This window comes from Limnohabitans sp. INBF003 (assembly GCF_055396645.1).
In genome coordinates this window covers 2,239,383-2,254,027 of sequence record NZ_AP029222.1, presented here as the reverse complement: position 1 = coordinate 2,254,027, position 14,645 = coordinate 2,239,383, and the positions used below count along the sequence as shown (strand labels likewise).

The 14,645-nt window shown below is 61.6% G+C and carries 15 protein-coding genes; 3 read left to right on the top strand and 12 right to left on the bottom strand.

Annotated elements, in window-relative coordinates; genetic code table 11:
• Positions 1-11: 11 nt before the first annotated feature.
• From ACZ5VE_RS10215 to ACZ5VE_RS10175, 9 genes are all read right to left on the bottom strand, one after another.
• Positions 12-740 carry an ABC transporter ATP-binding protein gene (locus tag ACZ5VE_RS10215; RefSeq protein WP_464455071.1) on the bottom strand — a complete coding sequence of 243 codons (729 nt, stop codon included), beginning with the start codon at positions 738-740 and terminating at the stop codon, positions 12-14.
• Between the two features lies 1 nt (position 741).
• Entirely contained in the window at positions 742-2,523 is a 1,782-nt protein-coding gene (locus ACZ5VE_RS10210) for a branched-chain amino acid ABC transporter ATP-binding protein/permease (protein ID WP_464455070.1), read from the bottom strand.
• Between the two features lie 2 nt (positions 2,524-2,525).
• Positions 2,526-3,566, bottom strand: a complete 1,041-nt coding sequence (locus ACZ5VE_RS10205) for a branched-chain amino acid ABC transporter permease (RefSeq protein WP_464455069.1) — start codon at positions 3,564-3,566, stop codon at positions 2,526-2,528.
• 90 nt (positions 3,567-3,656) lie between these two features.
• Complete coding sequence (locus tag ACZ5VE_RS10200) at positions 3,657-4,790, bottom strand: ABC transporter substrate-binding protein (protein WP_464455068.1); 1,134 nt, start codon at positions 4,788-4,790, stop codon at positions 3,657-3,659.
• Between the two features lie 77 nt (positions 4,791-4,867).
• Positions 4,868-5,287 (bottom strand): acyl-CoA thioesterase, encoded by a 420-nt coding sequence (locus ACZ5VE_RS10195; protein WP_464455067.1) that lies wholly within the window; start codon positions 5,285-5,287, stop codon positions 4,868-4,870.
• Positions 5,288-5,296: 9 nt separating this feature from the next.
• On the bottom strand, positions 5,297-6,061 hold the full coding sequence (locus ACZ5VE_RS10190; protein WP_464455066.1) for an SDR family NAD(P)-dependent oxidoreductase: 765 nt from the start codon (positions 6,059-6,061) through the stop codon (positions 5,297-5,299).
• A 115-nt stretch (positions 6,062-6,176) separates the two neighbouring features.
• Positions 6,177-7,427, bottom strand: coding sequence for a thiolase family protein (locus ACZ5VE_RS10185; protein ID WP_464455065.1), 1,251 nt, complete (start codon positions 7,425-7,427; stop codon positions 6,177-6,179).
• Between the two features lie 101 nt (positions 7,428-7,528).
• Positions 7,529-9,379 carry a feruloyl-CoA synthase gene (locus ACZ5VE_RS10180; RefSeq protein WP_464455064.1) on the bottom strand — a complete coding sequence of 617 codons (1,851 nt, stop codon included), beginning with the start codon at positions 9,377-9,379 and terminating at the stop codon, positions 7,529-7,531.
• A gap of 21 nt (positions 9,380-9,400) precedes the next feature.
• Positions 9,401-10,150, bottom strand: coding sequence for a crotonase/enoyl-CoA hydratase family protein (locus tag ACZ5VE_RS10175; RefSeq protein ID WP_464457475.1), 750 nt, complete (start codon positions 10,148-10,150; stop codon positions 9,401-9,403).
• A gap of 260 nt (positions 10,151-10,410) precedes the next feature.
• Between ACZ5VE_RS10175 and ACZ5VE_RS10170 the strand changes: the two genes are divergently transcribed.
• Both ACZ5VE_RS10170 and ACZ5VE_RS10165 read left to right on the top strand, forming a co-directional pair.
• Positions 10,411-11,283 (top strand): amidohydrolase family protein, encoded by an 873-nt coding sequence (locus ACZ5VE_RS10170; protein ID WP_464455063.1) that lies wholly within the window; start codon positions 10,411-10,413, stop codon positions 11,281-11,283.
• A gap of 126 nt (positions 11,284-11,409) precedes the next feature.
• Positions 11,410-11,766, top strand: coding sequence for a hypothetical protein (locus ACZ5VE_RS10165; RefSeq protein ID WP_464455062.1), 357 nt, complete (start codon positions 11,410-11,412; stop codon positions 11,764-11,766).
• A 13-nt stretch (positions 11,767-11,779) separates the two neighbouring features.
• Here ACZ5VE_RS10165 and ACZ5VE_RS10160 read toward each other — a convergent pair whose 3' ends face one another.
• Positions 11,780-13,141, bottom strand: coding sequence for an MATE family efflux transporter (locus ACZ5VE_RS10160; RefSeq protein WP_464455061.1), 1,362 nt, complete (start codon positions 13,139-13,141; stop codon positions 11,780-11,782).
• A gap of 39 nt (positions 13,142-13,180) precedes the next feature.
• A complete protein-coding gene (locus ACZ5VE_RS10155) occupies positions 13,181-13,522 on the bottom strand; it encodes an ATPase with chaperone activity (protein ID WP_464455060.1) in 342 nt (113 codons plus the stop codon).
• 147 nt (positions 13,523-13,669) lie between these two features.
• Between ACZ5VE_RS10155 and ACZ5VE_RS10150 the strand changes: the two genes are divergently transcribed.
• Positions 13,670-14,152, top strand: a complete 483-nt coding sequence (locus ACZ5VE_RS10150; RefSeq protein ID WP_464455059.1) for a DUF4148 domain-containing protein — start codon at positions 13,670-13,672, stop codon at positions 14,150-14,152.
• Positions 14,153-14,221: 69 nt separating this feature from the next.
• On the opposite strand, the gene ACZ5VE_RS10145 is transcribed toward ACZ5VE_RS10150, so the two are convergent.
• Positions 14,222-14,560 (bottom strand): zinc ribbon domain-containing protein YjdM, encoded by a 339-nt coding sequence (locus tag ACZ5VE_RS10145; RefSeq protein WP_464455058.1) that lies wholly within the window; start codon positions 14,558-14,560, stop codon positions 14,222-14,224.
• Positions 14,561-14,645: the final 85 nt, after the last annotated feature.

The window sequence follows — 14,645 nt, the reverse complement described above, 5'->3', positions numbered from 1 at the left end:
AGTTCCGTCAATTACTTTTTCGCGGCACCCAAATAGGTGTCGATCACACGCGGGTCATTCGCCAAATCGGCGGCTTTGCCGTGCAGGCCGATTTCACCCATTTCCAGCACATAGCCGTCGTCAGCCACGGCCAGCGCGGCGCGGGCGTTTTGCTCCACCAGCACGATGGTTACACCGGTTTGGCGCAGGGTTTCGATGATGGTGAAAATTTCCTTCACGATCAGCGGCGCGAGGCCCAGGCTGGGTTCGTCGAGCATCAGCAAGGCGGGGCGCGACATCAGCGAGCGGCCCACGGCCAGCATCTGGCGCTCACCGCCCGAGAGCGTGCCCGCTTCCTGCAGGCGGCGTTCTTTGAGGCGGGGGAACAGGTCGAACACGTCGGCGAGGCGACTGCGCCACTGCGCGTTGCCCAGGCGCATCTGGCGGTAGCCGCCCAGCACCAGGTTGTCTTCGACGCTCATGGTGCCGAACAGCTCGCGCTTTTCGGGCACCAGCGAGATGCCTTGCATCACGCGCTCTTCGAGCGTCAGGTCGGTGATCGACTGGCCGTTGAACTCGATCTGGCCCTTGGCGGGCAGGATGCCCATCAGGCTGTTCAAAAAAGTGGACTTGCCTGCGCCATTGGGGCCGATCACGGTGATCACGCTGCCTTTGGCCGCTTGCAGGCTCAGGCCGTGCAGCACTTCGGCTTTGCCGTAGCCCGCACGCAGGTCGGTGACTTTGAGGAGAGGGGTAGACATGTCAGTGTTCCGTTCCGAGGTAAGCCGCACGCACGGCGGGGCTGGCTTGGATTTCTGCGGGGGTGCCCTGGGTCAGCAGCGTGCCGAACTCCATCACCACCAGGTGGTCGCAAACGTCCATCACCAGGTCCATGTCGTGTTCGACCAGCAAGATGCTCATGCCCTCAGTTTGCAGTTGGCGCAGCACCTGGGCCAGGCCTTGCTTTTCCTTGTGGCGCAAGCCCGCTGCAGGTTCGTCCAACAGCAGCAGCGCAGGGTCGCAGCACAGGGCGCGGGCGATTTCCATCAGGCGCTGTGGCCCCATGGCCAGGTTGCCCGCCTGCTCGTGCAGGTAAGCGCCCATGCCAATGCGTTCGAGCTGGCGCTGGGCTTCTTTCATCATGCGCTGCTCTTCGGTTTTGTTGGTGCGCAGCATGGACGAGAGCACACCGCTGCGGCCGCGCATGTAGGCACCCAGGGCCACGTTTTCGAGCACGGTCATGTCGGCGATCATTTTGACGTGCTGGAAGGTGCGCGCCATGCCTTTGCGCGCAATCGCACGCGAGGGCAGGTGGCCAATGTCTTCGCCGCAGAAGTTCACCTGCCCGCTGGTTTTGGACAGCACGCCCGTGATCAGGTTGAAGGTGGTGGATTTGCCTGCGCCGTTGGGGCCGATCAGGCCGACGATCTGGCCCGCTTCAATGTTGAAGCTGATGTCGTTGACCGCCACCAGGCCGCCAAACTGCTTGCGGATGGCCTGCACCGACAACACACGCTCGCCCGATTGCGGCTTGCGGCGCTCGGGCAGGGCGTCGGCGTTTTGCCAGTCGACCGCACGTGGCGGGCTGGGCAGCTTGCGCGCCACCACCGACCACAGGCCATCCGGCAGGTACTTGAGCACCAACACCAGGGCGATGCCGAACACAATGACTTCGTAGCTGCCGCTGGTGCCGATCAGGGCGGGCAGCAGCACTTGCAACTGGTCGTCCAGCAGCTTGATGAGGCCTGCGCCCACAATGGCGCCCCAGACGTAACCCACACCACCGACCACGGTCATGAACAGGTATTCGATGCCCATCTTCAGGCCAAAGGCCGACGGGTTGACGGTGCGTTGGAAGTGCGCCAGCAGCCAGCCTGCCACTGCGGCAAACATGGCCGCAATCACGAAGATCGTGACCTTGTAGCGGAAGGTGCTGATGCCCATGGCCTCGGCCATTTGCGTGCCGCCCTTGAGCGAGCGAATGGCCCGACCAGGGCGGGAGTCGAGCAGGTTGAGCAAAGCCACGGCACCGACCAGCAAGATGGCCCAGGTCAGCACAAAAAACAGACGGCCTTGGCCGATGTCGATGTCGCCGTTGAACCCTGGAATGGACAGGCTCTTGAGCCCCAGCAGGCCGTCGTATTTGCCCAAGGCGTCGAGGTTGCCCATGAGGTAGTACAGCGACAAGCCCCAGGCAATCGTGGCCAGCGGCAGGTAGTGGCCCGACATGCGCAGCGTGATGAAGCCCACGATCAGGGCACTGGCGGCTGTCAGGGCCAGGCCGACGAACAAGGTCAGCCAGGGCGACATGCCGGTGTTGAGCGTGAGCCAGGCGGTGGTGTAGGCGCCGATGCCCACAAAGGCCGCCTGACCGAAGGAGGTCAGGCCGCCCACGCCCGTGAGCAAGACCAGCCCCAGACAGACCAGGGCGTACAGGCCGATGTAGTTGAGCTGGGCGATCCAGAAGTCCGGCAGCGGCAGCAGGGCGGTCACAGGGACGGCCGCAGCCAGCACGAGCAAAGCGATGTTTTGTTTTTTCAGCATGATCAGTGTTCCTCGTCGCTGTGACCGCTACGCAGGGACCGCACAAGCAGGATGGGCAAAATCAGGGTGAAGACAATCACCTCTTTGAAGGCACTGGCCCAGAAAGCACCAAAGGCTTCCACGGTACCCACAAACAAGGCACCGACCAAAGCGCCGGGATAGCTGGACAGACCCGCAATGACCGCAGCCACAAAGCCCTTGAGGCCAATCAGGAAGCCTGAGTCGTAAAACACGGTGGTTGTGGGGCCGATCAGCAGGCCCGACAGGGCACCGATGAATGCCGCCAGCAGGAAAGTCAGTTGGCCTGAGGTGTGGCTTGAAATGCCCATCAGGCGTGCACCGGTGCGGTTGACGGCTGTGGCACGCAGCGCCTTGCCGCGCAATGACTTTTCAAAGACCAGCCACAGCAACACGATCAGGGCCAGCGACACGGCAAAGGTGATCACGGTCTGGCCAGAAAGTGTCAGAGGGCCGACGGTGAAGCGTTCGTCCCAGAAGGGCGGGTTGCGAAAGCCTTCGGCGCCAAAGAACAGCAAGCCCAGACCGGTCATCGCGAAATGCACGCCCACCGAGACGATCAACAGCACCAGTGGGGTGGCCGCTTCGAGCGACTGGTAGGCCACGCGATAAACCAGTGGACCGAAAGCGGTGACGATGGCCAAGCTGAGTGCGGCTTGCACGCCAAGCGGGAATTGTTGGGGCGCAGCCCAGATGGACACCGCAGAAATCAGGGCCGGAAAAGCCAGTGTTTTGAGCGCCGATTGCGCAGCGCGCACGGCATTGCCGTGGTGCTGCCAGCGTTCGACCAACTCCATCAGGGCGGCCACCACCGACAGGATCAACAGCAGCCAGACCGTGCCCGGCGTCTTGCCGCTTTGCAGCATGGCGAGGGTGAGTGCGCCGTAGGCCACAAACTCACCTTGCGGAATGAAGATGACCCGGGTGACGGTGAACACCAGCACGGTGGCCAGCCCGAGCAGGGCATACACCGCACCGTTGGTCACGCCGTCCAGCAGCAAGATGCTGGCGATGGAGAAGTCCATGATGGAACCTTGAAGAGAGAAATGCACAAAGAGATGCCGCTGCGCCGTGCGGCCAGGCCCCGGTGACCCGGGGCCTGGGTGGACAAGGCCTTATTCGACCTTGAACTTGCCGTCGACGACCTTGGTCATCACACCGGTTTCCATGGTGTAGCCCCAGTGGTCAGCTGCAGTCCAGTTCATGATGCCGTGGGCGAAAGTGGTGCGGCCCATGGTTTCCAAGCTGTCACGCAGTGCTGCACGGAACTCGGGTGTGCCGGACTTGGCTTTCTTCAGTGCCAATGGAATGGCTTTTTCCAGTGCCACTTGAGCGTCGTAGGCATGGCCTGCAAACTGGTTGTGGCTGCCAGCACCGTAGACCTTGTCGTACTTGGCCACGAAGTCCAGCGCCATTTTTTTGGAGAGATGGCTGTCAGGCAGCTGGTCGGGGGCGATCACGGGGCCGGAGACCACGTAAGTGCCTTCCACAGCCTTACCACCCACGCGCATCAGGTCCATGGTGGCCGCTGCGTGTGTCTGGTAGATTTTGCCTTTGTAGCCGCGATCGAGCAGGCCCAGCTGGGGCATGGCTGCACCCGAGCCCGAGGCCACCACCAGCACCGCATCGGGGTTGGCCGCTGTGATTTTCAGGGCCTGTGGGGTGACGCTGGTGTCGGTCCGAGCAAAGCGCTCTGTCGCGACGATCTTGATGCCGGCTTTGTCCAGCATGGGGGTGATTTCCTTGAGCCACTGCTCGCCATAGGCGTCGGTGTAGCCCAGGAAGCCAATGGTCTTGATGCCTTGCTTTTTCATGCTCTCGACGACGGCGTAGCCCATCACGGTGTTGGACTGGGGCAGGCGGAACAGCCACTTGTCCTTGCCGGGAGGCACACCCACAGGCGAGCCTGCCAGTTGCACGGTACCGGCTTCGGCGGCGATGTCAGTCATGGCTGCGGCCACAGCAGTGATGCACGAGCCAATGATCACATCGACCTTGTCTTCGGTCACAAAGCGGCGGGCGTTGGCCGCGCCTTTGCCAGGATCGGTGCCGTCGTCCAGCACGATCAGTTGGACTTTTTCACCGCCGATGGTCTGTGGGAACAGTTTGAACTGGTTTTGCATCGGAATGCCCAGGCCGGAGCCGGGGCCGGTCAGGGCCAGGCTCACGCCGATCTTGATGTCGGCCAGCGCAGCGGTGCTGGACACGGCGGTGATGGCCAAAGCCAGCAGGGTTTTCTTGAGTTTCATGCTTGTCTCCTCGGAGGGTGGGTTGGAAAACACAGGTTAGGGGAAAACGAAAGGGTTGAACAGCGCAAATGCCCGGATCAGGCGCACAAGGCCTTGATGTCTTCGGGCACCGGGATGGCCTTGATGCGGTCCGGGTCTTCGGGGTGCTTGATGCAGAAGGCGCGCACTTCAGTCCCTTCGCACAGCACAGTGTCACCGCGCATGACCACGTGCTTGTGCACGATGACCTTTTCGCGCCACTCCTGCACACTGGTGTGCACCTGGATGGTTTCGCCATAGGTGGCGGGGCGGATGAATTTGGTGTTGATCTCCAACAGCGGCGTGCCGATGATGCCGCGCGTCTTGACCAGCTCGCGCCAGGGCGGCACGCCGCACTTCACAAAGAAGTTCAAGGATGAGGCATCCATCCATTTGGAGAAATTGGGGAAGAAGACGATGCCTGCGGGGTCGCAGTCACCGAACATCACCTGCACTTCGTAAACAACGGTTTTGCTCATGGTGTTCTCTTAACGTGGGGCCATGCGCAGGGCACCGTCGAGGCGGATCACTTCGCCGTTCAGGTGGTCGTTGTGCACGATGTGGCAGGCCAGCTCGGCAAATTCGCTGGGTTTGCCCAGGCGGGCAGGGAAGGGGATGCTGGCGGCCAGAGACTGCTGCACAGGCTCGGGCAAGCTCGCCAACAAAGGTGTTTTGAACAGGCCGGGGGCGATGGTGCACACGCGGATGCCGTGTTGCGCCAAGTCGCGGGCCATGGGCAGGGTCATGCCTGCCACACCGGCCTTGGAGGCGCTGTAGGCCTGTTGGCCGACTTGACCATCAAAGGCCGCGACCGAGGCAGTGAAGACCATCACGCCACGCGCGCCATCTTCCATCGGGTCGAGCTTGGCGCAGGCGGCTGCAAACAAGCGGGCTGCGTTGTAGGTGCCGATCAGGTTGACGTTGATCACTTTGGCGAAGTCTTCCAGCGGTGCGGCGTTGCCGTCTTTGCCAACCACGCGCTTGGCCGAACCAATGCCTGCGATCTGCATCAGGATGCGGGCGGGCCCGTGAGCGGCTGCGGCAGTCTCGATGGCTTGGGCCATGCTGTCTGGATCGGAGACGTTGCATTTGACGGCGATGCCGCCGATGTCTTTGGCCACGCGCTCGGCGTTGTCCATGTTGAGGTCGAGCACCGCGACCTTGGCGCCCATGCGGGCGAGTTCGCGGGCGGTGGCCTCACCGAGGCCGGAGCCACCGCCGGTGACCAGAGCTGCTTGTCCTTGGATGTTCATGTCGTTTCCTTTATTGTGTTTCGTCTTTTTGTAGGAGCCAGCCTGCTGGCGATGGGGCCGTGATGGACCTCAGGCCATCGCTTGCAGGCAAGCTCCTACAAATCCTCTAATGTGTTCACTTGCCTTCCGGGTTTTCGATCAAGAGCGCAATGCCTTGACCACCGCCCACACAGGCGCTGGAGATGCCATAGCGCAAGCCGCTGCGTTTCAATTCACGCGCCAGCGTGATCGTCAGGCGCACGCCGGTCGCGGCCAGCGGGTGGCCCAGGGCGATAGCGCCGCCGTTGACGTTGAGCTTGGACAAGTCCAGGCCCAGCTCGCGGCCCACGGCCAGCGTCTGCGCGCCCTGCGCTTCGTTGATCTCGAAGCGGCCAATGTCGGACAGCTTCAAGCCAGTGCGCTCCAGCAGCAAGCGGATGGCGGGCGCGGGGCCGATGCCCATGATCTCGGGCGGCACGCCCACTGCGGCGGCGGCGACCACGCGGGCCAGCGGCTTTTTGTTGTTCGCTTTGGCATAGGCCCCCGAGGTGACCACGCAGGCCGCTGCCGCATCGACCAGGGCCGAGCTGTTGCCACCGGTCTGCACGCCGCCTTCGTAGACCGACTTGAGTTTGGCCAGCACTTCAGGCGGAGAGATGCGGGGGTGGGTGTCGGTGCTGACCTCGGTCACTTTGCCTTGCAGTTTGATGCCCCGGGCTTTGTAGCCTTCGAGTTCAAACTTTTCGGTGACCACGGGCACGATCTCGCCCGCATGGAAACCGGCTTCCTGTGCGGCCACCGCTTTGGCGAAAGAGTCGGACGCGAACTGGTCCACCTCTTCGCGGGTGATGTTGTACTTTTTGGCCAGGTTTTCGGCGGTCTGGATCATGTTGATGCCAGCGGCCGGGTCTTTCAGTGCTTCCCACATGTAGTCCTTGAAGCCCACAGGCGCGCCCAGCTTGAAGCCAGTGCGGTGGTCGAAGGCGGCAATCGGGTTGCGCGTCATGCTTTCGGTGCCGACCACCAGGGCGGCATCGCACACGCCTGCTTCGATCTGCTCGCCCGCCTGGCGGAACAGCTCAAAGCCGGTGCCGCAAATGCGCTGGGTCATGATGGCGGGCACTTCCTGCGGCACACCGGCATACAAGCCAATGTGGCGGGGCAGGAAGAACTGGTCAAAGTCGCCAGGGGCCATGTTGCCGGTGATGACCGAGCCGATCTCGGTGGCGGCGATGCCTGCGCGCTTCAAAGCTTCGCGGGCGGCCTTGATGCCGAGGTCTGTGGGCGAGATGTGGCCCAGCGCACCGCAGTAATCGACCATGGGCGTGCGCACGCCTTCGTGCATCCACACATCGGCAAAAGCGTTGAAAAATCCTTTGGAGGCCATGTTGTTCTTTCTGTATTTTTGTAGGAGCCTGCCTGCAGGCGATCAGCCTTTGACAAGGTGAAGTCATCGCCTGCAGGCAGGCTCCTACAAGGAGAGTGGTTTTATTGGGGTTTGACGATGTAATGCAGCGTGTCGGCATGCAATGCCGCCACGGTGTCGGCGCGGTGGGTGAGCACCGAGCGCTGGTTGATCGAGCCCTTGTCGGTGATCTCGCCCTTGTCAATCGTCGGCGGCTCACTCAGCAGGCACAGGCGGGCGATGCGGTTGGCGCTGCCGGTGGCATTTTTGGCCAGCGCGTTGACGATTTCCTGGAACTTGGCCAGCACCGGGGCCGAGGCCAGCACATCGGCCATCGGGGCATCGGCACCCAGTCCGCTCAAAGCGCGCACGGCCGGTGTCGGGAAAATCATCGCGCCGACTTCCTTCATGTTCAGGCCGGTGAGGACCGCGTCCTGGATGTAGGGGGCACCCGCTGCGATGATCTTGCCGCGCAGCGGGCCTACGCTCACAAAGGTGCCGGTGGCCAGCTTGAAGTCTTCGGCAATGCGGCCGTCAAATTTCAGGCCCAGGTGCACATCGGTTTCGTCAATCCACTTGACCGCGTCGCCGGTTTTGAAAAAGCCTTCTTCGTCGAATGCCTCGGCGGTTTCTTGGGGCGCGCGCCAGTAGCCGGGCGTGATGTTGGGGCCGCGGTAACGCACTTCGGTTTTGCCTTGCATGTCCACCAGTTTGAGTTCCAGGCCCGGGGTGGGCACGCCCAGATCGCCCGCCTGCACAAAGGGGTTGGTCACGAAGATGCCGAACGGGCCGGACTCGGTCATGCCCAGGCCCGTGCCCATGACGATGCGCTCGCCAATTTCGCGCTCTTGCGATGCGTAGAGGCTGTCCCAGATGGGCTGGGCCAATGCGGCACCGGCGTAAAAGAACATCTGCACCCGCGACAGCAGGGTTTTGCGCAGCTGGTCGTCGGTTTTCATGGCGTTGGCAATCGCTTCAAAGCCGGTGGGCACGTTGAAGTACACCGTGGGCGCGATCTCGCGCAGGTTGCGCAGGGTCTCGCCGATCAGCGCCGGTGTGGGCTTGCCGTCGTCGATGTAGAGCGTGCCGCCGTGGTAGATCACCATGCCGACGTTGTGGTTGCCACCGAAGGTGTGGTTCCACGGCAGCCAGTCGATCAGCACCAGTTCCTTTTCGGCCAGCACCGGCATGGACTGCGCCATTTGCTGCTGGTTGGCGCACCACAGGCGCTGGGTGTTGATGACGGCCTTGGGCAGCTTGGTTGAGCCGCTGGTGAACAAAAATTTGACGATGGTGTCAGGGCCGGTGGCGGCAATCGCCGCGTCCACGGCGGGTGTGGCAGCCGTTGCACACAGGTTGCCAAACGTGGTAACTGGGCGGCCCTCCACGGCGCCTTCGACCATGACGACTTCCATGTCATCGCTCACCGTCGCTGCAATGGCTTTGGCATAGCGGGCGTCTGATGCGAACACCATGCCCGGCGTGACGGTCTTGAGCACATGCTTGAGCTTGTCGTAGTCCACGCTCACCAGCGAATAGGGCGGCGAGGTGGGTACAAAAGGCACACCGGCCAGCATGCAGCCCAGACCCATCAGGGCGTGCTCCAGGCTGTTTTCGCTCAGGATGACGACAGGGCGCTCGGCGCTCAGGCCGCGGTCGATCAGGCCTTGCGCAATGTTGCGCGCAGTCTGCCAGGCCTGGGCGTAAGTGATGTGCTTCCAGTCGCCCGTGGTGCCATCGGCCTGCTTGACGCGGCGCGCCATGAAGCTGTGATCGGGCTTGGTTTTTGCCCAGTGCTGCAGACGGTCGGTCATGCGCTCGGCAAAGGGCTGCAGCGGCTGCTCGGCCGTCAGGTAATGCGTGCCGGGCACGCCATCGCGCAAGGTAACGCGGGTGACACCGAACTTCAGGGGGCGGAATTTGGGGGCGTTCATTTTTTGTCTCCTCCAGCGCGCTCAGTTGGTTTTTTGCACTTTGGCGGCTTTGCCTTCCAGAAAGGCGCGCACGCGGGCTTTGGCTTCGGGGGCCGCCTGGGCAATCGAAGAAATCAGCGCTTCGGTGAAGAAACCGTGATCGGCGGGCTGTTCGGCAATGCGGGGCAAGGCGTGCATCAGCGCAAAGTTGGTCAGCGGTGCGTTGGTGGCGATGCGTGCAGCCAACTCGATGGCCTTGGCCAGTGATGTGCCGGTGGGCACCAGGTATTGCGCAAAGCCCACGCGCTCGCCGTCTTGCGCGTTGTAGACACGGCCCGTGAGCATCATGTCGGTCATGCGCGCTGCGCCAATCAGCTTGGGCACGCGGACCGAGCCGCCGCCGCCGACGAAGATGCCACGCGTGCCTTCGGGCAGTGCGTAGAAGGTGCTTTCATCGGCCACTCGGATGTGCGAGGCACTGGCCAGTTCCAGGCCACCCCCCACCACCGCGCCGTGCAAGGCGGCCACCACAGGCACTCGGCCTTGCTCGATCGCGTTGAGGGCGACGTGCCAGCCGCGTGAGTGGTGAATGCCTTCACCTGCGTCGCGCTCTTTGAGTTCGGACAGATCGAGCCCGGCACAGAAGTGGTCGCCTTCGCCGTGGATGACGGCAGCACCGGCTTCAGGCGGCAGGTTCTGAAAGACATCGCGCAGCGCTTCAATCAAGCCATCGTTCAAGGCATTGCGCTTGGCGGGGCGGCACAGGCGCACCACGGCGACAGCGCCTTGCATTTCCAAAGCAACACCGTGTGCGGCAGCGCGGTCAAGAATGGGCTGGTTCAGATTGGTCATCGGGGCGTCCCTCAAAAGACTTGACCGTCAGGTCAAGAAGGTTATTATTGATAACGATATTGTGAGCAGGTCGTTGCACTTTGTTTCTTGGTGGTTTCCCTAGGTTGGGCCGGAAAATTCTTGCAGCTGGCTTGCAAACGAGGGCGAATGCCATAGGCATCGGCTATCGTTCACCCACCACCCTGCTGCGAAAGAAGCGCATGAAACACCAAGACCTGATCGCCATCGACATCCACACCCACGCCGAAGTGAGTTGCTGGAACCCGTTTGACAACTATGGCGAGGAATACGACCGCGCCGCCGACAAGTTCTTTGGCAGCAACCGCCGCCCGACCATCGAGGAGACCGTGGCCTATTACCGCGAGCGCAAAATCGGCCTGGTCATGTTCACAGTGGACAGCGAGTCACAGCTGGGCCGTCGCCGCATTCCCAACGAAGAGATCGCCAAGGCCGCACGCGAGAACAGCGACATGATGGTGGCCTTTGCCAGCATCGATCCGCACAAGGGCAAGATGGGCGCACGCGAAGCCGAGCGCCTGATCAAGGAAGAGGGCATCAAGGGCTTCAAGTTTCACCCCACGGTGCAGGGCTACCACCCTTACGACAAGATGGCTTGGCCGATTTACGAGGTCATCAACGAGCACAAGCTGCCCGCGATCTTCCACACCGGCCACAGCGGCATTGGCTCGGGCATGCGCTGCGGTGGCGGTTTGCGCCTGGCCTACAGCAACCCGATGCACCTTGATGATGTGGCGATCGACTGGCCCGACATGCAGATCGTCATGGCGCACCCGAGCTTTCCGTGGCAAGACGAAGCGCTGAGCGTGGCCACGCACAAGCCCAATGTGTGGATTGACCTGTCGGGCTGGAGCCCCAAGTACTTTCCCAAGCAGTTGATCCAGTACGCCAACACCTTGCTCAAAGACCGCATTTTGTTTGGCAGCGACTACCCGCTCATCACGCCCGAGCGCTGGATGAAGGATTTTGAAGTCGCCGGTTTCCGCCCCGAGGTGATGCCCTGCATCCTGAAAGACAACGCGGTGCGTTTGCTGGGGCTGGACAAAGCCGCCTGAACGCGCTGCCCTGCGCCGCTGTGCAGGGTGTGCGGGTGCACTGATCTGGATCAAGCTTTTCGGCATCTTGTCTTGCAGTTTGTGCAGTCTCTCCTAGACTGGCACATTTGCGAAAGCGGCAAATCCATGAAAAAAATTTGGGCCATCGTGCTGTTGTTTTTTTCAGCCCACAGCCACGCCTATGACGGTTTGAGCAGTGAGTTGAGCCATGCGGTTGGCGGCGCATTGCTGGCCGGTGCGATCACCAAGATCTACAGCGAATCGGAAAATCGCGCCTGGATAGGCTTTGCCGTGAGCACGGCCGCAGTGGTGCTGGAGCAAAGTTATGAAATTTCGCGGGGTGCCAACCGCAATAGCCAGATCAAAGACATGGCTTGGCATGCCTTGGGCTCGGCGTTGGGGGCTTGGGCCACCGACAAGTACCTTTTGGTGCCGGTGGTGACCCGCACATCTGTTGGTTTGGTGGTGGTTCGCTCCTTCTGAGCGGGTCATCTCCTCAGCTTTTGCGGGCCGAGCCCCAAGGTGTGATCTTCACGGCGACGGCGGTGACCACACCGTACAGCACCATGGCCACGGCCACCAGTGCATAAAAGCGGTCGGCAGTCCCTTGGTGCTGTGACAACCAGTAGCCTGCACCTGCCACCAAAACCAGCCTCAAGGTCCCCGCCAGCACTGGACCGATGACTTGCCCAGCGCCTTGTGATGCGAAGTACAAGGTGAGGCCCAGCCCAAAGAATGGAAAGGCCGGGCCTGCGGTCACCAGGTAGTGCCGTGCGTAGCTCAGCACCGCTTCGTCTTGCGTGAACAGCCGGGCCCACACATCGGGCGCCAGGGTGACGACGGCCCCGATCAGGGCCAGGTTGAAGGCCGACACGGCGCCTGCCACCCAGGCCACGTGCCGTGCACGGCGCACGTTGCCCGAACCCATGGCCATGCCGACCATGGGGACCGAGGCCACGCCAATGCCAAAAGCGATGGGAATCAACAAGAACTCCAGCCGTTGGCCGATGCCGTAACCCGCCAATGCCTCGGTGCCCAGCTGCGCCAGCAGGCCGGTGAAAATCAAAATGGCCAACACAGATTGCACCGGCGACAAGCAGGCGATAGCCCCCACTTTGAGGATGTCGGCAAACATGCTGCGCTGCATCGCAAAGCGGTTCAGCTGGAGCGTCAAACGGCCCTGACCACTGACGAGGTACCAGAAGAAATAGACCACGCCAGCCGCTGTGGCGATGATGTGCCCAAGTGCCACGCCCACCATGCCCATGGCGGGCACCGGCCCGGCCCCCAAGGAGAGCACGCCGCCCAACATGATTTGCAAAAACGCCGTGGCCACCAGTGCCACGGAGGGCGTCCGCATGTTGCCCGTGCCGCGCAAGACGGAAGCCAGCGTGTTGATCAACCAGACCAGCAGGGCACCCGTGAACAAAATGCCTGAGTAACGCACGGCTTCTTCGAGCACGGCACCGCGACCACCCAGCAGCTCGTACAAGTGAGGACCGAAAGTCAGAAAAATGGCGCTGTAGATCACGCCAGCACCCACACCAATCACCAAGGCATGCAGCAGCAATGTCTGGGCGCGTTCAGTGTCCGATGCGCCCAAGGCGCGGCTGATGGCCGCCGAGACGCCACCGCCCATGGCCCCAGCCGACATCATCTGTGTGAGCATGGCGAACGGAAAAACCAACGCCATGGCGGCCAGAGGAGCAGTCCCCAGGCGGCCCACGTAGTAGGTCTCTGCAATGCCCACCAGCACGGTCATGACCATGGCTAACACATTGGGTGCCGCCAGGCGCAAGAGGGTGGGCAAGATGGGGGCGGTCAGCAGACGCTGCAGGTCGTTGTGCGGTGAGGTCATGGCCGCATCTTGGCAGCTGACGCCGCCCAGGCGGTGGACTTATGCGACAGGGGCTTCGGGCGGCGTGGTCTGCAGCAACTGGTCTATGGGCCAGTTGAGCAATTCCGCCAGCCGGCAGACCACCCAGCGGGCTTCGGCGGGAATGACCACGGATGGCTCTGTCAGCAGGCCCAGCTCGCATTGCTGCAGCACCAAGTCTTCGGTGATGCCGAGTGTGAACTGCATGTTGGCCGCTTGTTCGGTCAGCAAATTGGCCAGGTCTTCGCACAGTTCGTAGCGCCCAGCCATCTCGCGCTGTCCCAGGGTGGGTTTGATTTTGCCGGGCGGCACGTAAAGGGCCATGAACGATGGCGGGATGTGGATCTGGAATTCTTCGGTCATGGTGGTCAATGGCTGCTGGGGTGAATTAACGCACAGACGCCAACGCGGCGACTTTTTAAATTGATGACAACGCTGCCCACTCGGCATATCGGTCGCTGGTGACCGGTTCTGATCAGGCGGGGTTATTCACTTTGAAAGGAAATCGATATGCATATGCTTCCCCAACTTTCTGCCCTGACTTTGGCATTGCTTGCGCTGTGTGCGGGCCAGGTCATGGCCCAAAACCCTGCTGGCCCCAAAACACGTGAGCAAGTGAAAAACGAACTGAAAGAAGCCATCCGAACGGGCAACATGCCTGCCAATGATGAGACCGGGCGCATGCGCAACGAGGTGAACCCCTCTGCCTACCCGCCCAAACCGACGGTGCCTTGCAAGACCCGCGAACAGGTCAAGGCCGAATTGGAAGAAGCCAAACGCACAGGCAGCATGATCGCGCCTGGAGAGTCGGGCTGTATGCTCAATGAACTCAATCCTTCCGCCTATCCGCCCAAGCCGGTGGTGCCTTGCAAGACCCGTGAGGAGGTCAAGGCGGAACTGGCCGAGGCGCAACGCACAGGCAACATGCCAGCCAACGGTGAATCGGGTTGCATGCTCAAAGATATGTACCCGGACCTGTATCCTAAAAAATAAAGGGCGCTCGAACACCCGCAAGACAGGGCTTTCCAGGGCGGAAACAGGCCTGTTTTGTGGTGTTCAGGGTCAGACTTTTTTGACAAATTCGGTTTTCAGCTGCATGGGGCCAAAACCCTCGATCTTGCAGTCGATGTCGTGGTCGCCCTCGATCAAGCGGATGTTCTTGACCTTGGTGCCGACTTTGACGACGGACGAAGATCCCTTGATCTTCAGATCCTTGACCAAGGTGACGGTGTCGCCGTCCTGCAGCACATTGCCATTCGCGTCTTTCCAGACTTTGGCGGCTTCGGCTGCGGGTGCTTCGGCGGGGTTCCATTCATGTCCGCAACTGGGGCAGATCAACAGGTTGCCATCTTCGTAGGTGTATTCGTCGTGGCATTTCGGGCAGGGGGGCAGGGTGCTCATGGAGGTTCAGACTTTCGGTAAAACCTGTTGATTGTCCACCCTTTGGATACCGTGTTTGCGTTGTTTCGTGCATCAACACGATTAC